The following is a 19,133-nucleotide window of genomic DNA, read 5'->3' as shown; positions in this document are numbered from 1 at the left end:
TCCTGCCTAACAAGCGATCCATCATGAACAATCCACTTGCGCACTACATCACCAGCCAGGCGTACAACAACGCCTGGGCCAACCACCGCCTGCTGAAAGCGTGCGGGCAGCTGACCCGGGCCGAGTTTCAGGCCACGCGCGTCAGTTTTTTTCCCACCATCCAGTTCACCTTGAACCACATCCTCACATGCGACTGGTTTTATCTCGACGCGCTCGAGCGCGAGCTGCGCGGCGAAGCGCCCCATGCCGACTGCTACGTCTTCTTTGCACAGGATGAACCGTTCACCGATTGCGCGGCCCTGCACGCGGCGCAGCGCGCATCGGACCTGCGCTTGATCGCCCATTGCCGCAGTCTGTGCGACCTTGACCTGGCGCGGCCCGTGACGATCTTGCGCGACACGCCGCAAGTCGACACGCGCCAACGCCTGCTGGCGCATGTGTTCCAGCACCAGATCCACCACCGGGGGCAAGTGCACGCCATGCTGGCCGGCACGCGCATCGCGCCGCCGCAGCTCGACGAATTCTATTGCGCCGGCGAAGCGGACGAGCGGGCGCAGGATTTTCTGGAACTGGGCTGGACGGAAGACGAGGTGTGGGCAGAACGCTGAGTTACTCCTCACCGTGGCAGCAGACGCACAGCTTGTTGCCATCGAGGTCGCGGAAGTAGGCGCCATAGTAATTATCGTGGTAATGGGGGCGCAAGCCAGGCGGCCCCTCGCACACGGCGCCCAGCGCCAGCACGGCCTGGTGGCAGCGGTCCACCTGCGCTCGGCTGGCCGCCAGCAAGGCCGTCATCTGGCCATTGCCGGACGTAGCCGGCAAGCCGTCGTGCGGCGCCGTCAGCACGAACAGGGGACGCGGCGCCTGCCGCGCCATCCAGCCCGCCCAGGGTTTGGCCGGATCATGAAATTTTTCGATCAGGTCGAGTTCTCCCAGCAAGGCCGTATAGAAGGCGTATGCGCGGGGAAAGTCGTTGGTGCCGAGGCAGAGATGGGACAGCATGCTGCTCCTTCATGGTTAGAAACGGGTGTGCGGCGGAATGCGCCAGCTGATTATAATGGCGCATCTCTTTCGGACCAGATCCCATGCCAGACATCGACCGCCTCCAATTGTCCCCTCCGACCAGCGCCGACCTCTGCGCCTTGCTCGCCTTCGAACTGGAAAACCGCGCCTATTTTGAATCCTGGGTCACGGCCCGGGCGCCGTCCTACTATAGCGAGGAAGCCATCGCCGCCGCCATCGAGCAGGCGCAGCGCGAGCGCGAGCAGGACCGCGCCTACCAGTATCTGGCCAGGCTGGACGGACAAATCATCGGCAGGGTCAACCTGACGGCCGTCACGCGCCCGTATTTCAACAAGGCGGCGCTCGGTTACCGCATCGGCGAACGATTCGGCGGACGCGGCTACGCCACGCGCGTCGTGGCCCTGCTGCTGGAAGAAGCGTTCGGTCCACTGGAACTGTGGCGCCTGGAAGCGACGGCGCGGCCGCAAAACCTGGGCTCGGTCGCGGTCATGCAGCGCAACGGCTTTCACCAGTATGGGCGCTCGGAAAAAGCCATGCATTTCCAGGGCGCCTGGTCGGACTTGCTGTATTTTGAACGGCGCAACGAGCACGCCGGCATGGAATAAAACCGAGCAGTTGCTCTATTGTGAGGCCGCTTCTGCCCTGATGTTATAAAATAGGCAAATATCACACTCAGGGAACAATATGCACAATACAGATAAAAAAGCCTACCTCGTCGGCGGCGGCATCGGCTCGCTGGCCGCGGCCGCCTTCATGATACGCGACGGCGGCATGCAAGGCAGCAACATCACCATCTTCGAAGCGGCGCCCGTGACGGGCGGCAGCCTCGATGGCGGCGGCAATGCCGAGGATGGCTACACCTTGCGCGGCGGGCGCATGCTGACCACCGACAATTACGAATGCACGTGGGACTTGTTCAAGAGCATCCCCTCGCTCGAGCATGCGGGCCAGAGCGTCTACGACGAAACCATCGCCTTCAACGAACGGCATATTCCCCACTCGCGCGCGCGCCTCGTTGACCGCAACCGTTTCAAGGTCGACGTCAGCAGCATGGGCTTTTCCATGCAGGACAGGCTGGAACTGCTGAAGCTGACGGAAGCCGATGAAGACGTCCTGGGCAGCAGCGCCATCACGGACTGGCTCTCGCCCGCATTTTTCGACACCAAGTTCTGGACCATGTGGGCCACCACGTTCGCCTTCCAGCCTTGGCACAGCGCCGTCGAGTTCAAGCGCTATCTGCACCGTTTCATGATGGAGTTTTCGCGCATCGAGACGCTGGCCGGCGTCAAGCGCACCGTCTACAACCAGTACGATTCGCTGGTGCGTCCGCTGGTCGCGTGGCTGCAGGAGCAAGGCGTGAACGTCATCATGGATTGCGCGGTAACCGATATCGAAGTGCAGGAATCCGAAGGCCGCCTGAGCGCCACCGCCATTGCCTGCCAGCGCCGCGGCATGGCCGACGTGATTCCTGTCGCTGCCGGCGACCTGGTCTTTTTCCAGAATGCCTCGATGACGGATGCATCGAGCTATGGCAGCATGCACAGCGCGCCGGCCAAGCGCACGAAGAACGACAGCCACGGCTGGCGCCTGTGGGAAAAGCTGGCCGAGGGCCGCCCGCAACTGGGTCGCCCCGCCGCCTTCAACAGCAGCATTCCCGAATCGTACTGGGCCTCGTACACGGTCACCCTGAAAGACAGCGCCTTCTTCGACAGGATGGAACAATTCACGGGCAACAGCGCGGGCACGGGCGGCCTCGTCACCTTCAAGGACAGCAACTGGTTCATGTCCATCGTGCTGGCGCACCAGCCCCATTTCGCGGGCCAGCCCGAGGGCGTGCAAGTGTTCTGGGGCTATGCGCTGCACCCCGACCGCATCGGCAACTTCGTCGCCAAGCCCATGTCCGACTGCAGCGGCGAGGAAATCCTGCGCGAGCTGTGCGGCCATCTGAATTTCGACCTCGACATGATGGCCACGGCCAACTGCATTCCCTGCCGCATGCCCTACATCACCAGCATGTTCATGCCCCGCGCAAAAAGCGACCGCCCGCTGCCCGTGCCGGCCGGCTCCGTCAACCTGGCCTTCGTGAGCCAGTTCGTGGAAATCGCCGACGATGTCGTGTTTACCGTGGAATACTCGGTGCGCGCGGCGCAGACGGCCGTCTACCAGCTGCTCGGCGTGCAGCGCGACGTGCCGGCCATCCACGCGCACGACAAGTCGCTGAAGGTCAAGCTCGATGCCGTCATCAAGGCCTTCACATAAGCCCATTTTCCCGCGCCAACGTCGTTTTCATCCTATCGGGCGCGCCTTTGTGACAGCGCAAAGCACGGCGATATCGGACTGATAACGTCAAGGTCCGGGAATCTTCCCTACCTTGCCAAGTCCAACATGAAACTGCGGCTACGCCTGTTCGAACATGTGCTGCTGGTGCTGGCCTTGGCCCTCGTCATCTTTGCCGCCGCCATCGTGCTGGCACGCATGACGCAATGGGCGGAAGCGCAGGAATTGCCCGCCTACCTGATACAGGGCATGCACCTGGTGGGCAAGGTGCTGTTTTTCCTGGACGGTTGCATCGTCATCGCCGTCAGCAGCATCCTGGCCGCCCGGCTGTTCCGCATGCTCACCAAGGAGGATGTATGAAGCACCTTCATTACCTGTTCACGCTCCGGCATCCGCGCCGTTTCTGGTGCAGCGCCCTCGTCATCGCCGTGGCCTCGGCCATCCTGCTGGGTCCCTGGCTCGACAGCATTCCATGGCTGGTGGCGATCCCCCTCGTGGCCGGCGGCCTGCTGGTGGCGCTGGGCGAACTGTGGGATGAAATGCATGGCAAGCGCCTGCCGAACGGCAACGACGACACGCAAGCGCCGTGCCGCCATCCCTGATGGCAGGCATGGTGATGCGTGCACGCAACAGCGGTCACGCCATCGGCCCCGCATGCGCTGGATTTAAGACTGGCTTCAGCCTCGCCGTGCATCGTGCATAGGACGCCAGCAGCAATGGCGCCTCCCTACACCATCACGGGCACAGCCCAGCGAAAGAGCCGACATGAGCACATGGATGCGCGCCAACAAAGGTTTTTTGATGTTTCTCCTGCTGTTCGGCGTGTTCCGCACGGCCGTGGCGGACTGGAATCCCATTCCGTCGGCGTCCATGCGCCCCAATCTGCTCGAGGGCGACGTGGTCTTCGTCAACCGCCTCGCCTTCAACCTGAAAGTGCCGCTCACCGATATCGTGCTGCAGCGCCTCGGTGAACCGCAACGGGGCGACATCGTCACCTTTTCCTCGCCGAAAGACGGCACGCGCTTGATCAAGCGCATCATCGCCCTGCCCGGCGACACGGTGGAAATGCGCAATGAACAGCTGGTCATCAATGGCCAGTCGGCTCAGTACACGGCGCTCGACACGGCGCCCGAAACCATCGCCCACGTGGGCCAGCTGACGGCGCAGCGCATCAGCGAGCGCAACGCGACCGAGCAGCACCGCATCCAGGTCTTGCCGCAAATCGCCGGTGCGGCGCGCAGCTTTGCCCCCGTGACGGTGCCGGCCGACCATTTCCTCATGCTGGGCGATAACCGCGACAACAGCGCCGACTCGCGCTACTTCGGTTTCGTGCCCCGCGCACTGCTGATCGGCAAGGCCGAACGCATCCTCGTCTCGGCCGATATTCAGGAGCATTGGCAGCCACGGCTGCAACGTTTCGGCATGAAACTGGAGTAAACCTCGCCCTCGCAACGGCGCCATGCTTTTCGGTTAGCATGGCGCATCATGCAAAACTTTCCTTCATCCAGTCAGCAGTGCGTCAGCGACGATGCCGCCCTCGAGCAGCTGGCACAGTTCCTGCGGCGCCATCCCGACGTGCTGCTGCTGACGGGCGCGGGCATCAGCACGGCGTCCGGCATACCCGCTTACCGCGACACGGAAGGCGTGCGGCGCGGCAATGCCCCCGTACAAGGCCCCGATTTTCGCCGCCAGGAAGCCGTGCGCCGCCGCTACTGGGCGCGCAGCATGGTGGGCTGGCCGACCCTGGCGCGCGCCACGCCGAATCCCGGTCACCTGGCCATCGCGCAACTGGCACGGCATCAGCAGATCGGCGGCCTGGTCACGCAAAACGTGGATGGCCTGCATCAGCAGGCAGGCAGCGCCGCCGTCACGGAGTTGCACGGCAGCATACATGGCGTGATCTGCCTCGATTGCCGGACCCGCCATACGCGCCGCCTGATCCAGGATCAGCTCGAACGCGACAATCCCCGGATGCTGGGCGCCACGGCCACGCCGGCGCCCGACGGCGACGCCTTGCTGGAGCCGTCCCAGCTGGCCACCTTCCACGTGCCGGTGTGCCCCCGCTGCGGCGGCACCCTGCAGCCCGACGTGGTGTTTTTCGGCGATGGCGTACCCGCCGCCTGCGCGGCCGAAGCCGAAAGCAAGATGCACGCGGCCAGCGCCCTGCTGGTGGTGGGTTCGTCCGTCATGGTGTATTCGAGCTTTCGCCTGTGCCGCATGGCGGCCGAGACGGGCAAGCCCGTGGCCGCCATCAACATGGGCAAGACGCGCGCCGACCATTTGCTGGCATTCAAGACCGATGCCCCGGCACAAGACATCTTGCCTGCATTAGCGGCCATGCTGGGCTGATCCCGTGCCGGCCCCGCGCCGCTCTGGCTATACTGTGCAATTAACGAGGAGAATTCATGCTGGAACTGTTGAGTGAACACGCCTGTTTTGGCGGCGTACAACGCTTTTATCGCCACGACGCGCAAGCCATCGGCTTGCCTATGCGTTTCTCGGCCTTCATTCCCGACATGGCGCCGGGCAGCGCCGTCACCACCAAACGCCCCGCCCTGTTTTACCTGGCGGGCCTGACCTGCACGGAAGAAACGTTCATGATCAAGGGCGGCGCGCAGCGCGTGGCGGCCGAGGAAGGCTTGATCCTGATCGCCCCCGACACCAGCCCCCGTGGCGCGAATATCGCGGGCGAGACGGATGCCTGGGATTTCGGCGCGGGCGCCGGCTTTTACGTGGACGCCACCGAGGCGCCCTGGAGCCGCCACTACCGCATGTACAGCTACATCCTGGAATTGCGCGCGCTGCTGGAACAGGAACTGGCGATCGATGCGCAACGCACGGGCATTTTCGGCCATTCGATGGGAGGCCACGGCGCGCTGGTGCTGGCCCTGCGCAACCCGGACCTGTTCCGCTCCGTCTCCGCCTTCGCCCCCATCGCCGCGCCCAGCCAATGTCCGTGGGGCAAGAAAGCGTTTACGGGCTACCTGGGCGGCGACGCGGCCAGCTGGCAGCCGTACGACGCCAGCGCGCTGATGCGCGGCCTGCAGGGCCGGCCGCCTCTGTTCCCCGAAGGCATCTTGATCGACCAGGGCCTGGCCGACAAGTTTTTGCCCGAGCAACTGTTCCCCGAGGTGTTCGAAGCGGCATGCCGCGACGCCGGCCAGCCCTTGCGGCTGCGCCGCCATGCCGGCTACGACCACGGCTATTACTTCATTGCCAGTTTCATGGAAGAGCACGTGCGCTTCCATGCGCGGAATCTGCGCGCCCTTGGCTGAAGCACTTGCCTGATGCCCTTGCCTGACGCCCTTGCCTGACGCACTTGCCGATTGAATTACTGCGCCGTGCTGGTATGCCCGTTGAAATGGCGCGTGTACCAGTCCGTGGCCAGCAGGGCCGCCTGGTGGCGCGTGTCGGGGCCGCCAGGGGCGGCGATCTGTTCCAGCTGCTTGTCGCAGCGCAAGGTGGCAAACGCCATGCGGTTCAGGCCGGCCACGTCGGGGTCGCGCCCGCCCACGATCAGCAACGATGGCACGCGCACGTTTTCCAGCGCCGCCTTGCCGGCCATTTCCACCTGGCCATCGCACACGGCCAGCGCGGCGATCTCCGCGCTGCGCCAGGCCGCCAGCTGCATCACGACGGCGGCGCTGGTGCCATAGCCATACAGGCCGCAGGGCAAGCGTCGGGTGGACGGGTCGATTTGCAGCCAGCTCAGGGCTTTTTCCAGCTGGCGCGCCAGCAGCACGATATCGCTGCGCACGAAGTAGGCGTGGCCATTGCTGCCGCCGCCAGGCTCGATACCGCCCTGATCGAAGCGCAAGGTGGCGATGCCCGCTCGCAAAAAATCCTGGGAAGTGGCGTGGCTGGAGGCGCCCAGATAGTCGCTATCGGCGCCCGCGCCGTGGGCAAACAGGACGATGCCCACGGGCCGCTCGGGCATTTCAAGCACGCCGTCCATTTGAAGTTCATCGGCCGTGATGCTGACAAATTGTTCTTGCATGGCTGCCTCCGCTATCGAGCTGAAATCAAGCTGCTATTGCACAGATTTTGCGCTGATCTTGCCGGAACGGGCACCGCCTGCGCGCCCTGAGCGGCAAGCCTCAGTGTACCAGCCTGCGTCCGTTCGCGCGCGGCGCACGTCAAATTCGCCCTGCGCCCGCATCAGACGGCGCCGTGCCGGTCCAGTCCCTTCAGCACGGCTTCCGGGCGGATCGGCAAATGCCGCACGCGCGAGGCTACGGCGGCGAAGATGGCGTTGCCGATCGCGGGCGCCACGGCCGTCGTGGGCGGCTCGCCCATGCCCGTTGACGTTGCCGTGCTGGCCACGAATTCAATGTCGAGCTCGGGCACGTCGGCCATGCGCAACGGCGTGTAAGTGTTCAGGTTGGTATCCTTCACTTCGCCATTGAGAAAAGCCGTGCCTTCATGCAAGGCCATGCTCACGCCCCACAAAGCGCCCCCTTCCGCCTGCGCCAGCGCGCCATCGGGATCGACGATGCTGCCCGCGTCGATCACCATGAACAGCTTTTCGACTTTCACCATGCAAGTGCTGCGGTCCACTTTCACCCGGGCAACGCAGGCCGTCCAGGTGGGCATGTCGCGTTCCTGGCCGAACGTGGCGGCGATGCCCAGGCCCGTGTCGGGCGGCATGGCCGTGCCCCAGCCCGCCTTGTCCGCCACCCGCCGCAGCACGTGGGCCAGGCGCGCGGCGCCGCCGACGGCATTCGGCGCGCTGCCCGCATTGCGCCCCGTGGCCTGCAGCAAGGACAAACGAAACGCCAGCGGGTCGACCTTGGCCGCCTGCGCCGCCTCGTCCATGAAACTTTCCACTGCCCAATTCGTCCAGCCCGGCCCCACGGAGCGCAGCCAGCCGGGACGGAAACTGCTGTTAGCCAGGTCGTTCGACACGGCCCGCACACGCTGCGCGCCCACCGCATACCAGTGGTCGGCGCCGGCGATGGCGAACGGGTCATATGGATGGCCCTGCTTATCCTTGGCCAGCAAGGCGGGGATCATCGCTTGCGTGGGCCAGCCCGCGCTGGCCTCGTGCACCATCGCCGACACCTTGCCGGCGTCGTCGAACGCCATGCGCACATGCTGCACGGACGGCGAACGGGGCGAATCGAAACGGGCGTCGTCGGCCCGCGTGCAGATCATCTTGACGGGGCGCCCCACGGCTTGCGCCGCCAGCGCGGCCGGCACGCAATAATCGCCGTTCAGGCGCCGACCGAAGCCGCCGCCGAGCAGATAGGTATGCAGCATGACCTTGCTCTCCGGCACCTTCAACGCCTGCGCCAGCACGGGCAGGATCAGCGATTGCCATTGATTGCCTGCATGGATATGCCAGACGCCGTCGACTTCCTGCGCCAGCGCGTTCACGGGTTCCAGCTGGAAATGCAGCACGGTGCTGGTCGTGTAATGGCGTTCCAGTTGCAGGCTGGCATCCTTGAACGCTTGCTCCACGCCATCATCGTCGACCACGCGCGCGCCCAGGCCCGCATCGGCCAGCTGCTTGCCCGCATAGCTGACGATGTCCTGCTCCGACACGTGGGCCGCCGCGCCGGCCCGCCATTTCACCTGCACCAGGTCGGCCGCGCGCATGGCGGCCGCATACGTTTCGGCCACCACCATGACCCAGCCGGGCACCGTGCCGCTGGGGTCCTGCAGCGCCACGCTGCGCAGATAGCCGTTCACTTTCTTTGCCGCCGAGTCGTCGATGGAGACCACCCTGGCACCGTAGCGCGTGGGCGGGATCTTCGGACGCGCGTACAGCATGCCCTCCACCTGCGCATCGATGCCGTACACGGCCGTGCCATTGATTTTCGCGGGGATATCGAGCGCCTGCACCTGCTGGCCGATCAGCCTGCGCTGCTGCGGCGTTTTCAGCACGATGGCTTTCAGTTGCTCGGGCGTGTACTGGCGCGCCAGCTTGCCACGGCGCACGATGTCGCCATAGCTGATCGAGCGCCCCCGGCCATGCACGACGCCCAGCCGGGCGTGGCAGGCGGACACGGGCACGCGCAGCAGGCGCGCGCCCTCCTCGACCAGCGCGAGGCGCCCGGCCGCGCCGGCTCGGCTGAGCGGATCGAAGTTCTGCCAGACGGACCAGCTGCCGCCCGTCACCATCAAGCCCCATTTCGGGTCCGTGTCCACGTAATGCAGGCGTACCTTGCTCCAGTCCGCTTCCAGCTCTTCGGCAACGATGCGCGCCAGGGCCGTGCCGATGTGCTGGCCCATTTCCGCCTTGGCGATATTGACGGTGACGATGCCGTCCCGGCCGATCTGGAACCAGATGCTGGGATCGAACTCGGGCGCGGTGGACTTTGTCGGCGGCGCGGGCGCCGCCTTGCTGGCGGCCGATGAGCTGTCCGCGCGCAGGAAGGCCAGGGTAAACCCCGTGCCGGCGGCGGCGATCAGGAAGCCGCGCCGGCCCGGCGAAGGAGCACGGGCCCCTGAATTTTCTTTCGGCAACTTAAACACCGGGCGCCTCCTGCATGCCGGCCGCCAGCTTGATCGCCTTGCGGATGCGCACATACGCCATGCAGCGGCACAGGTTGCCGCTCATGACGGCATCGATATTCGCATCGGTCGGCTGCGGATAATCTTTCAACAAGGTAGCCGCCTGCATGATCTGGCCCGACTGGCAATAGCCGCATTGGGGCGCCTGCGTGGCAAGCCACGCGCGCTGCAGCGGATGCGTGCCGTCCGGCGAAAGGCCTTCGATGGTGGTGATGGCGCAACCGGCCACGGCGGCAATCGGCGTGATGCACGAGCGCATGGCGCGCCCATCGACGTGCACGGTGCAGGCGCCGCACATGCCGATGCCGCAGCCAAACTTCGTGCCTTTCAAATGGGCTTCGTCGCGCAGCACCCACAGCAGCGGTGTTTCGGCGTCGGCCTCGGTGCCGAAGGGCTGGCCATTGACGGTAATGTTATACATAAATATTTAAGACACTTTCAAGTATCACTTGCCGGCGCGCGCGCGTGCCACGGCCGCTTCCAGGTTCGTCCAGGCCGGCTGGTGGCTGCGGCTGCGGCGCAGATAGGCGGCCAGGTTGGCCACGTCGTTGTCCGTCAGCGAGGCGGCAAAGCCCGGCATCAGCACGCCGGACATGGCTTCGTCCTTGCCGATGCCATGCAATATCACCTGGATCAGGTTGGCGGGATCGGGCGCGCTGACGGCGCTGTTCAGGCTCAGTTCCGGGCGCAAGGCCGCGGGTTTTCCATCGCTGTTCGAATGGCACGACGCGCAGGCGGCCACGTACAGGCTGGCGCCACGGTCGTTGTCGACCAGGCTGACGCGCTGCGAGCGTTCGATGCCGGCTTTCACCACGGCATCCGCATCCACCTTGCGCTGCTCGGCCCCGGCCACGCCGGCAAAATACACGGACAAGGCACGGATATCGCTATCGGGCGACGCGCCCATGCCTTCGTGCACGACGGCCGACATGGGACCTGCCGCCACGCCGTGCAAGGCCGTCGCCCCCGTGCGCAAAAAGGCGTACAGCTCGTCCTGCGTCCACGGCAGGGGCGCCGTATTGGCGCTGGTCAAGGCCGGTGCATACCAGTGGTCGATGGACGCGCCCAGATAGGCCGAACCGGCAAGCTCGGCACCCAGCGCATTGCGCGGCGTGTGACAGGCGGCGCAATGGGCCAGACCCTCGGCCAGATAGCGGCCCCGGTTCCAGTCCAGCCCTTGCGCGGGGTCCAGTCGATAGCTGGCCGGCTTGAAAAACAGCAGCTTCCAGCCCGCCTGCAAGGGGCGCAGGTTCAAGGGGAACGGCACGCTGTTGGCGGGCGCCGCCGCGTACACGGGCGGGAGCGTCATGAAATACGCGTACAGGGCCGTCAGGTCGGCGTCCGAAACGAGGTTGAAATGGGTGTACGGAAAGACGGGATACAAATGCGCGCCATCGCGGCCCACGCCTTCGCGCATGGCCCGCTGGAAGGCGGCCAGCGACCAGCGGCCGATCCCCGTCTGCCTGTCGGGCGTGATATTCGTCGCATAGATCGTGCCGAACGGCGTGGCCAGGCCGTGCCCGCCCGCGTACTCGGCGCCGCCCCTGGCCGTATGGCAGGCGGCGCAATTGCCCATGCCGGCCAGGATGCGGCCCCGCTCCACCACTTGCGGGGAAAAAGCCGTGGCGGCGGGCGGATCGATGGGCGCCAGCGCGGGGCGCCAGTAATACAGGTAGGCGGCCAGCGCCGCGACGATGAGCAATGCCAGCGACAGCAGCAGGCCGGTGAGGATTTTCTTGAGCAAAACAGGAACCAATGAAAAGTAAAGGCCAGGGTAAAAGCAAGGCGCACGGACCGCCAGCCAATGGCGGCCGCAACAAGGCCACAGTGACAATCTTACCGCGATTGTGACTTGTTGTATGTACGCAATGACACGGAGGTCGTGCCGCAGGCGGGCTGCGCCTTATAATCAGCGTTTCAGCACGCCGCCGCTTCTTCATGCATACCGTTACCATCATCCTCATCCTCGTGTTGACCGTCGTCCTGTGCGGCTTTCTCGCCCGCTCGCGCTGGGTCAAGCTGCCGCTGCCGCTGATCCAGATCGCCGGCGGTACGGGATTGGCCCTGTTTGGCGTGCAAGTGCCGCTCGATCCCGACATCTTCTTCCTGCTCTTCATTCCGCCGCTGCTGTTTCTCGATGGCTGGCGCATTCCCAAGGGCGCCTTCTTTTCCGACGCGCGCTCGATCCTGATGCTGGCCATCGGCCTGGTGCTGTTTACCGTGCTGGGCATGGGTTTCTTCATCGACTGGCTGATCCCCAGCGTGCCGCTGGCCGTCGCCTTCGCGCTGGGCGCCATCCTCTCGCCGACGGACCCCGTGGCCGTCTCGGCCATCGCGGCCGGCAACCCGATCCCGCCGCGCCTGATGCACATCCTCGAAGGCGAATCCTTGCTCAATGACGCTTCGGGCCTGGTCTGCTTCACGTTTGCCGTGGGCGCCATGATGACGGGCGGCTTTTCCATCGGCGCCGCCTCGCTGAGTTTCCTGCAGGAAGCGGGCGGCGGCATCGTCATCGGCCTGGGCATCTCCTGGGGCGTGGGCCTGGCGAATAAATGGCTGGTGAGCAAGGTTGGCGAAGAGCCTGGCCTGCAAATCCTCATCAGCATCCTGATCCCGTTCGCCGCCTACCTGGGCGCCGAGCAAATCCACGGCTCCGGCATCCTGGCCGCCGCCACGGCGGGCGTGTCCATGCATTATGCCGACCTGATCGGCCGTCCGCTGGCCGCCACGCGCACCCAGCGCAAGGCCGTCTGGGATACCGTGCAACTGGTCTTGAATGGCGTGATCTTCGTCATGCTGGGCGCGCAACTGCCCGCCACCGTGGCCGGCTTGCCGGCCGCATCGGCCGAAATCGGCGCCGGCAGCGCCTGGAAATTGCCGCTGTTCGTCATCGCCATCACGGTAGGGCTGACCTTCATGCGCTTCCTCTGGGTCTTCATCTCGATGAAACTGACCCTGTTCAAGCACCACAAGAAGGTGGCGGGCGAGCCGAAGGACGCGGCGCTGCTGGCGCGCCCCAGCCTGCGATTGCTGCTGGTGGCGTCGTTCGCGGGCGTGCGCGGCGCGCTGACCCTGGCCGGCATACTGACCCTGCCCTTGTTCCTGCCCGACGGCACGCGCTTTCCCGCGCGCGACCTCGTCATCTTCCTGGCTATGGGCGTGATTTTGCTGTCGCTGCTGCTGGCCAGCGTCACCCTGCCCCTGCTGACCAAGGGCCTCGTATTCGCGCCGCCCGCGCGCCGTTCGACGGAAGAGCGCAATGCCCGCGCCGCCGCCGCTGAAGCGGCCATCGCGCGGCTGGAAAAAGTGTGCGAAGGCATCGACAAGAATGACAAGCAGCAAGTCGTCACGGAGGCGGCCAACCGCCTGATCGAAGCCTACCGGCGCCGCCTCGCCTATGGCGAAAGCAGCAACGACGAGGCGATGCGCTTGCAGGAACTGGCCAAGGCCGAACGGGCGCTGCGCCTGGAAGCGCTCAATGCCGAGCGCGACGAGCTGTTCCGCCGCCGCATCTCGGGCGAACTGGACGACACCATCCATTTGCGCCTGCTGCGCGAAATCGACTTGCTGGAAGCGACACTGGAAGAATAGCAACACTTTAGCGCGCCACGGCAGTGTTGATAAGTAATTCTCATGGTAAAGAATGCAAGTTTTCACATTCGTGTTTATAATGCAAGGTTTATGGCGTCATGCCGTGATTTACTTTCAACACGGACTTCCGTACAGTCTGTGTTGCTGAGTAACTATTTGAATAGCCACCGACCTGCATAAAGACACCGACGCCGTGCCCTCCTCCCCCCGCCACCGGCAGCGCTCCACGCCGTCCGTCCTGCCCGCTGTCGTGCTGCTGGCCGCGCTGCTCGCCTGCGCTGCGCTGGCGCCGTGCGCGGCGTGGGCGCAAGCGGGCGCGGCGGCCGACGCCAGGCGTCCGGCCGAAGTGGCCCAGGTCCTGTTTGGCATCATCAGTTATGTGCGCTGGCCCGTGGCGCGCCAGGAAGTGCGCGTGTGCATGCTCGGTGCGCCCCACTACGGCGCGGCCATCGTCGACACGCCAGCCTCCAGCCTGGGCCAGCGCATCCGCGTGAAAATCCCCGCGCTGGCAAGCGCCGCGAGCGAATGCGACGTCGTCTACCTGGGCAGCCTGCCCGAGGGCGAACGCGAGCATCTGCTGACGCAGATCATCGGCAAGCCGATTTTATCGGTCGCCGAACCGGGCACGGCCTGCACTGTGGGCACCATGTTCTGCCTGCGCCTGGCCGAGGGGCAGATCGGCTTTGACGTCAACCTCGACGCCATCGCCCGCAGCGGTCTGCGCGTGCATCCGAACGCCTTGCAAATTGCACGTCGCAAGGGACCGCCGCCATGAGCGCCCGCATGAGCAACAAGCCTGCCCGCAAGCCCCGCCCCACGCTCGACAGCGTGCTGCGGCGCGCCCACCTGAGCGTGTCGCTGATCGCCGTGCTGGCGGCCGGCCTGACCCTGACGGCCGTGGCGCTGCTGGCCCTGCGCGTGTATTCGGACCAGAACCTGCGCCTGGTGGCCCGTTCGATGAGCTACACGGTGGAAGGGGCCGTCGTCTTTGGCGACTCCCTGGCCGCCAGGGAAGCGCTGGCCCTGATCGGCGTCAATGAAGATATCGACCAGGCGCAGGTGAGCGACCAGGCCGGCAAGGTGCTGGCCCGCTGGGAACGGGGCGAGCACGGCACGCGCTACTACATCGAACGCGCGCTGACGGGCTGGATGCTGCCCGATTCGCTGACCTTCCCCATCACGCGCAACGAACAGGCGATCGGCAGCATCAGGCTGGTGCCGCACAGCCGCAGCCTGCTGCCCTTCCTGCTCAGCGGCCTGACCTGCCTGCTCGCTTGCCTGGTGCTGAGCCTGGTCGTCGCCGTGCGCCTGTCGCGCAGCATGGAAACGGAGATCACGTCGCCGCTGCGCCACCTGGCGGAAACGGCCCACCGCGTGCGGCGCGACCGCTCGTTCGAACTGCGCGTGCCGCCCGCCAATATTGCCGAGCTGAACCAGATCAATGACGACTTCAACGCCCTGCTCGACGAACTGGAAGCGTGGCAAAGCCACCTGCAGAAGGAACACGCTTCGCTGTCGCACCGCGCCAACCACGACAGCCTGACGGGCCTGTCGAACCGCGCCTTCATGGAAGCGGAACTGGAACGCGCCATCCTCGAAGCGCGGGTCGGCAATGGCAAGGTGGCCGTGCTGTTCCTCGACAGCGACCGGTTCAAGTACATCAACGACACCTTCGGCCATGCCTCGGGCGACCGCGTACTGGTGACGATCGCCGCGCGCATCAAGCAGCAATTGCGCGAGGGCGACCTGGTGGCGCGCCTGGGCGGCGACGAATTCGCCATCGTGCTCAAGCCGCTGCGCAACAGCAGCGACGCCATGCACATCGCCGACAACATCATCGCCGCCATGGCGCAAGCCATTGAACTGCCCACCGGCAACAGCATCGTCAGCTCGCTGACGATCGGCGTGGCCGTCTTCCCCGATCACGCCATCGACGCCATCTCGCTGGTCGGCGCGGCGGACGAAGCCATGTACCGCGCGAAGCAGGCGCAGCGCGGCACGCGCCAGGTGGCGCGCCTGCCGCAACCCCATATTCACCCCTGAACCAAGGAGCAACACCATGCAATTCATCTACAAGCAATTACGCCGCGGCTTACTCGGCCTGTTCATGCTGGGCCTGCTGGCCGCCTGCCAAAGCACGCCCGAGACCAAACCGCTGTTCAGCCCCGAGCAAGTCGCCACCCTGAAGGAGCAAGGCTTCAACCAGACCGACGAAGGCTGGGAACTGAGCTTTACCGACAAGCTGCTGTTCGAATTCGACGCCGCCAAGCTGACGCCGCCGAGCCGCATGGCCATCCAGAAAATCAGCGCCGCCCTGCTGAAAGTGGGCATCACGCACATGCGCGTGGAAGGCCATACGGATAACGAAGGCACGGAAGCCTACAACAACAAGCTGTCGCTGGCGCGCGCCAACGTGGTGGCCGACGCCATGAGCGCATCGGGCATTCCACGCGATAACATCAGCGTCAAGGGGCTGGGCATGAGCAAACCGGTAGCCTCGAATGCCAGCAAGACGGGCAAGGCGGAAAACCGCCGCGTCACCGTCATCGTCTCGGCCCCTTGACCATGGGCGTGCCCGCCGTGCGCTGGGTCGTAATGGGTGTGTCCGGCTGCGGCAAGAGCGCCGTCGGCAGCCTGCTGGCCGAGGCCTTGCACGTGCCCTACGTGGAAGGCGACGACGTGCATTCTCCGGAAAACGTGGCCAAGATGGCCGCCGGCATCGCGCTCGACGATGCCGACCGGGCCGGCTGGCTGGCCGCCCTGCGCGACCGGATCGCCACGGCCCGCGCGCAAGGCAGCGGCCTCGTCGTCTCCTGCTCGGCCCTGAAGCGCGCCTACCGCGACGTGCTGCGCGAAGGCGATCCTGCCCTGCGCTTTGCCCACCTGGACGGCCCGCGCGCCGTGCTGGAAAGCCGCTTGCAGCGCCCCGGCCATTTCATGCCGGCCAGCCTGCTCGACAGCCAGCTGGCCACCCTGCAGCCGCTGCTGCCGGACGAAGCCGGCATGGTGCTCGACGTCCGCCAGCCGCTGGCCGTGCTGGTCGCACAGATCCTGCAAGCGCCCTGACAGGCAGCCGCGCGGCTGGACAGCCCGCGCCCCCCTGTGTAGACTGGCGCGCACTTTCATGAGGGATTTCTATGAGCACACCAACGACAAAACCAGCACCGGGCCCGGAATTCTGGGAACGCGCCGACCAGGTCATCGCCCTGGCCAATGAACAATGCATGCACAGCGGCGGCAATGAAGTGGCCACCTCGCTGCTGTACGCGGCCGCCCGCTTCAACGCCTTCCTCGTCGCCAGCAAGAGCAACGACGTGGCCAAGATGCAGGAAGAGAAGGAAGGCGCCGTGGCCTTCTTCACGGAACAGTACAAGCGCATGCTGACCGACAACTTCAACGACTACATCACCAACTTCGACAAGTACACGCAACCGTCGTCGGCCCCCAAGGGCTGATGTCCGCAGCCAGCCTGGACGGCCACCGCGCCCGCGCCACCCATGCCGGCAGCGTCCTCGACGGCACGGTGCGTTACGCGCCGCTGCAATCGCTGTGGCTGCTAGCCATGCTGGCCGGCGCCGTGACGGGCGCCCTGCTCTTCTTCAGCTGGATGGGCCTGCTGCTGTTTGCGGCCGGCACGGCCGTCGTCCTGCTGTTCGGCCACTCGCTGGGCAGCCACCGCAAGCTGATCCACAACAGCTTTGCATGCCCGCCATGGCTGGAATATGTACTCGTCTACCTGGGCGTGCTGGTGGGCCTCAGCGGCCCGCTGGGCCTGCTGCGCCAGCACGAGCTGCGCGACTATGCGCAGCGCCTGCCCGCTTGCCATCCCTATCTGCGCCACGGCGCCGGCTTCTGGCGTGATGCCTGGTGGCAATTATTCTGCCGCCTGGAACTCGACCACCCGCCCCACATCGCCATCGAGACGCGCATCGCGCTCGACCGCTTTTACCGTTTCCTGGAAAGAAGCTGGATGCTGCAGCAATTGCCATGGGCCGTGCTGTTCTATGCCTGGGGCGGCTGGGGCTTCGTGTGCTGGGGTGTCTGCGCGCGGGTCAGCGCCGGCGTGCTCGGCCATTGGCTGATCGGCTACTTCGCCCACAACCATGGGCAGATGCACTTCGAGGTCCATGGCGCCGCCGTACAAGGCAGGAATATCCGCCTGACGTCGCTGCTGACCATGGGCGAATGCTGGCACAACAACCATCACGCGTATCCAGGCTCAGCCAGGCTGGGCCTGCTGCCGGGCGAATGGGACCCGGGCTGGTGGATGCTGCTGCTCTTGCGGCGCCTGGGCCTCGTGTCAGGCCTGCGCCTGCCGCACGACCTGGCGCCGCGGCCGGAACTGCGCCGCCTTGAGGGCGCTGGCGGTCAGGCGTCGCCGCCGGCCAGATAATTGTTCTTGACGCGCACATAATGCTCGGCCGAATAGCGCAGGTAGGCGATTTCCGCCTCGGTCAGTGCGCGCACCTTGGCGGCGGGCCGGCCCACATACAGATGGCCGCTTTCCAGCACCTTGCCCGGCGACACCAGGCTGCCCGCGCCCAGCATCACGTGCTTTTCCACCACCACGTCATCCATGACGATGCTGCCCATGCCGATCAGGCATTCGTCGCCAATCGTGCAGCCGTGCAGGATCACGGAATGGCCGATGGTCACGTATTTGCCGATGGTCAAGGGCGAGCCATCGGGCTTGGCCGCATTCCTGTGCGACACATGGCCCATGGAAAAGTCCTGGATATTGCTGCCCTCGCCGATGACGATGCGGTTGACGTCGCCGCGCAGCACGCTGTTGCACCAGATGGAACAGTCGTCGCCGATCTGCACGTCGCCAATCACTTGCGCCGTGTCATGCAGGTAGACTCTTTCGCCCAGCACAGGACGGGTATTCAGGTAGGAACTGACAGGCATCGCTTTCTCGCTTTTCATTAATTAGTAGACATTCACACCCAGCCGGCCGCCAGCGCAAAAATCGCCAGGCCATGGGCCAGCGATGCGCCCAACAAGCCGGCACGGCAATATACCAGCCCCGCCACCACGCCTTCGATCACGGTAAACACGAGGATGGGCGCGCCCACCTGCGTGACGGTGGTGGCGAGAAAGGCGTGGCACAGGCCGAACAGCATGCCCGACACCAGCGCCGCGCGCCAGGCGGGCAGCCAGGCGCGCAATTGCTGCTGCAGCAAGCCGCGGAACAGCAATTCCTCATAACAGTTGGCCGCCAGCGCAAAACCCAGCAGCAAGGGCAGCGTGGATGACGCGACGGGCGGCAAGAGCGGCAAGCCGAACAGCGCTTTCAAGCCCGCCGCCAGCGCAACGATCACGCACGCGCCCGCCACGCCGAGCAGCACGGACAGGGCTGGCCGCATGCCCAGCCAGCGGATCTGGCCGCGCGCCTCGCTTTCCAGCCAACACGTGCTTGCCACCAGCCCCAGCGACATGGCGCCCAGCGCCAGCAAGACCGGTGGCGGCGCCGTGAAGCGCAAGCCGCCCGCCGCCACCTGCCAGTAACCGTGCGCCGTCATCGCGTCGCGCGCCAGCACGAAAAACAGGATATGCACGAGTACGCGCAGCAGCGGTACCGTCCGGGGAATAGCCAGCAGCATGGCGGCGCAGACGAGGAAGGCAGGCGTGATCGCCAGCAGATACTGCGCCAGGGAAGTCAGGTCGTCCATCGTTCACATCGGAGAAAGTACGGTGCCAACGGGCACGGGCGCAGCAATTGTATG

General features: G+C 65.4%; 22 protein-coding genes. 15 read left to right on the top strand and 7 right to left on the bottom strand.

The window, feature by feature from the left end:
- Positions 1 to 23: 23 nt before the first annotated feature.
- Positions 24 to 608, top strand: a complete 585-nt coding sequence (locus JAB4_RS12765) for a DinB family protein (RefSeq protein ID WP_070218219.1) — start codon at positions 24 to 26, stop codon at positions 606 to 608.
- A 1-nt stretch (position 609) separates the two neighbouring features.
- Here JAB4_RS12765 and JAB4_RS12760 read toward each other — a convergent pair whose 3' ends face one another.
- Positions 610 to 1,002 (bottom strand): VOC family protein, encoded by a 393-nt coding sequence (locus JAB4_RS12760; protein ID WP_070218220.1) that lies wholly within the window; start codon positions 1,000 to 1,002, stop codon positions 610 to 612.
- An 83-nt stretch (positions 1,003 to 1,085) separates the two neighbouring features.
- Here JAB4_RS12760 and JAB4_RS12755 point away from each other — a divergent pair, with 83 nt between their 5' ends.
- The 7 genes from JAB4_RS12755 to fghA all read left to right on the top strand — a co-directional run bounded on the left by JAB4_RS12755 (position 1,086) and on the right by fghA (position 6,575).
- Positions 1,086 to 1,628, top strand: a complete 543-nt coding sequence (locus JAB4_RS12755; RefSeq protein WP_070218221.1) for a GNAT family protein — start codon at positions 1,086 to 1,088, stop codon at positions 1,626 to 1,628.
- A 79-nt stretch (positions 1,629 to 1,707) separates the two neighbouring features.
- The gene (locus tag JAB4_RS12750) at positions 1,708 to 3,282 is read left to right on the top strand and encodes an oleate hydratase (RefSeq protein WP_070218222.1); all 1,575 of its coding nucleotides are present in this window, start codon (positions 1,708 to 1,710) and stop codon (positions 3,280 to 3,282) included.
- A gap of 126 nt (positions 3,283 to 3,408) precedes the next feature.
- A complete protein-coding gene (locus JAB4_RS12745; RefSeq protein ID WP_070218223.1) occupies positions 3,409 to 3,660 on the top strand; it encodes a hypothetical protein in 252 nt (83 codons plus the stop codon).
- Positions 3,657 to 3,902 carry a hypothetical protein gene (locus tag JAB4_RS12740; RefSeq protein WP_070218224.1) on the top strand — a complete coding sequence of 82 codons (246 nt, stop codon included), beginning with the start codon at positions 3,657 to 3,659 and terminating at the stop codon, positions 3,900 to 3,902. Before JAB4_RS12745 ends, JAB4_RS12740 begins: the two co-directional genes overlap by 4 nt.
- 163 nt (positions 3,903 to 4,065) lie before the next feature.
- On the top strand, positions 4,066 to 4,737 hold the full coding sequence (gene lepB / locus JAB4_RS12735; RefSeq protein ID WP_070218225.1) for a signal peptidase I: 672 nt from the start codon (positions 4,066 to 4,068) through the stop codon (positions 4,735 to 4,737).
- Between the two features lie 48 nt (positions 4,738 to 4,785).
- Positions 4,786 to 5,649, top strand: coding sequence for an NAD-dependent protein deacetylase (locus JAB4_RS12730; protein ID WP_070218226.1), 864 nt, complete (start codon positions 4,786 to 4,788; stop codon positions 5,647 to 5,649).
- 56 nt (positions 5,650 to 5,705) lie between these two features.
- A complete protein-coding gene (gene fghA, locus JAB4_RS12725) occupies positions 5,706 to 6,575 on the top strand; it encodes an S-formylglutathione hydrolase (RefSeq protein ID WP_070218227.1) in 870 nt (289 codons plus the stop codon).
- Positions 6,576 to 6,631: 56 nt separating this feature from the next.
- On the opposite strand, the gene JAB4_RS12720 is transcribed toward fghA, so the two are convergent.
- From JAB4_RS12720 to JAB4_RS12705, 4 genes are all read right to left on the bottom strand, one after another.
- Positions 6,632 to 7,297: a hypothetical protein gene (locus JAB4_RS12720; protein WP_070218228.1), complete on the bottom strand. Its 666-nt coding sequence runs from the start codon at positions 7,295 to 7,297 to the stop codon at positions 6,632 to 6,634.
- Between the two features lie 161 nt (positions 7,298 to 7,458).
- Positions 7,459 to 9,777 (bottom strand): molybdopterin cofactor-binding domain-containing protein, encoded by a 2,319-nt coding sequence (locus JAB4_RS12715; protein ID WP_070218229.1) that lies wholly within the window; start codon positions 9,775 to 9,777, stop codon positions 7,459 to 7,461.
- Positions 9,770 to 10,237, bottom strand: a complete 468-nt coding sequence (locus tag JAB4_RS12710) for a (2Fe-2S)-binding protein (protein WP_070218230.1) — start codon at positions 10,235 to 10,237, stop codon at positions 9,770 to 9,772. The genes JAB4_RS12715 and JAB4_RS12710 overlap by 8 nt, the downstream gene beginning before the upstream one ends.
- A 24-nt stretch (positions 10,238 to 10,261) precedes the next feature.
- Positions 10,262 to 11,560 (bottom strand): cytochrome c, encoded by a 1,299-nt coding sequence (locus JAB4_RS12705; protein WP_070218231.1) that lies wholly within the window; start codon positions 11,558 to 11,560, stop codon positions 10,262 to 10,264.
- Between the two features lie 194 nt (positions 11,561 to 11,754).
- Here JAB4_RS12705 and JAB4_RS12700 point away from each other — a divergent pair, with 194 nt between their 5' ends.
- From JAB4_RS12700 to JAB4_RS12670, 7 genes are all read left to right on the top strand, one after another.
- Complete coding sequence (locus tag JAB4_RS12700) at positions 11,755 to 13,407, top strand: Na+/H+ antiporter (RefSeq protein ID WP_070218232.1); 1,653 nt, start codon at positions 11,755 to 11,757, stop codon at positions 13,405 to 13,407.
- Positions 13,408 to 13,600: 193 nt separating this feature from the next.
- Positions 13,601 to 14,182, top strand: coding sequence for a YfiR family protein (locus JAB4_RS12695; RefSeq protein WP_227742145.1), 582 nt, complete (start codon positions 13,601 to 13,603; stop codon positions 14,180 to 14,182).
- Between the two features lie 8 nt (positions 14,183 to 14,190).
- The gene (locus JAB4_RS12690) at positions 14,191 to 15,450 is read left to right on the top strand and encodes a diguanylate cyclase (protein ID WP_070218314.1); all 1,260 of its coding nucleotides are present in this window, start codon (positions 14,191 to 14,193) and stop codon (positions 15,448 to 15,450) included.
- Between the two features lie 16 nt (positions 15,451 to 15,466).
- On the top strand, positions 15,467 to 15,970 hold the full coding sequence (locus JAB4_RS12685) for an OmpA family protein (protein WP_083287130.1): 504 nt from the start codon (positions 15,467 to 15,469) through the stop codon (positions 15,968 to 15,970).
- A 32-nt stretch (positions 15,971 to 16,002) separates the two neighbouring features.
- Positions 16,003 to 16,473, top strand: coding sequence for a gluconokinase (locus tag JAB4_RS12680; RefSeq protein WP_070218317.1), 471 nt, complete (start codon positions 16,003 to 16,005; stop codon positions 16,471 to 16,473).
- Positions 16,474 to 16,544: 71 nt separating this feature from the next.
- The gene (locus JAB4_RS12675) at positions 16,545 to 16,862 is read left to right on the top strand and encodes a DUF3144 domain-containing protein (RefSeq protein ID WP_034782889.1); all 318 of its coding nucleotides are present in this window, start codon (positions 16,545 to 16,547) and stop codon (positions 16,860 to 16,862) included.
- Positions 16,862 to 17,800 carry a fatty acid desaturase gene (locus JAB4_RS12670; protein WP_070218233.1) on the top strand — a complete coding sequence of 313 codons (939 nt, stop codon included), beginning with the start codon at positions 16,862 to 16,864 and terminating at the stop codon, positions 17,798 to 17,800. The genes JAB4_RS12675 and JAB4_RS12670 overlap by 1 nt, the downstream gene beginning before the upstream one ends.
- Here the strand turns inward: JAB4_RS12670 and JAB4_RS12665 are convergent.
- Positions 17,776 to 18,315, bottom strand: a complete 540-nt coding sequence (locus JAB4_RS12665) for a gamma carbonic anhydrase family protein (RefSeq protein WP_070218234.1) — start codon at positions 18,313 to 18,315, stop codon at positions 17,776 to 17,778. The genes JAB4_RS12670 and JAB4_RS12665 overlap by 25 nt on opposite strands.
- Before the next feature lie 32 nt (positions 18,316 to 18,347).
- Positions 18,348 to 19,079, bottom strand: coding sequence for a CPBP family intramembrane glutamic endopeptidase (locus JAB4_RS12660; RefSeq protein WP_070218235.1), 732 nt, complete (start codon positions 19,077 to 19,079; stop codon positions 18,348 to 18,350).
- Positions 19,080 to 19,133 lie beyond the last annotated feature (54 nt).

The sequence above is a fragment of the Janthinobacterium sp. HH102 genome (genome assembly GCF_001758625.2).
Lineage (GTDB): Bacteria > Pseudomonadota > Gammaproteobacteria > Burkholderiales > Burkholderiaceae_D > Janthinobacterium.
The sequence above is the reverse complement of the archived record's forward strand: the minus strand, read 5'-3'. Positions and strand labels throughout refer to the sequence as shown.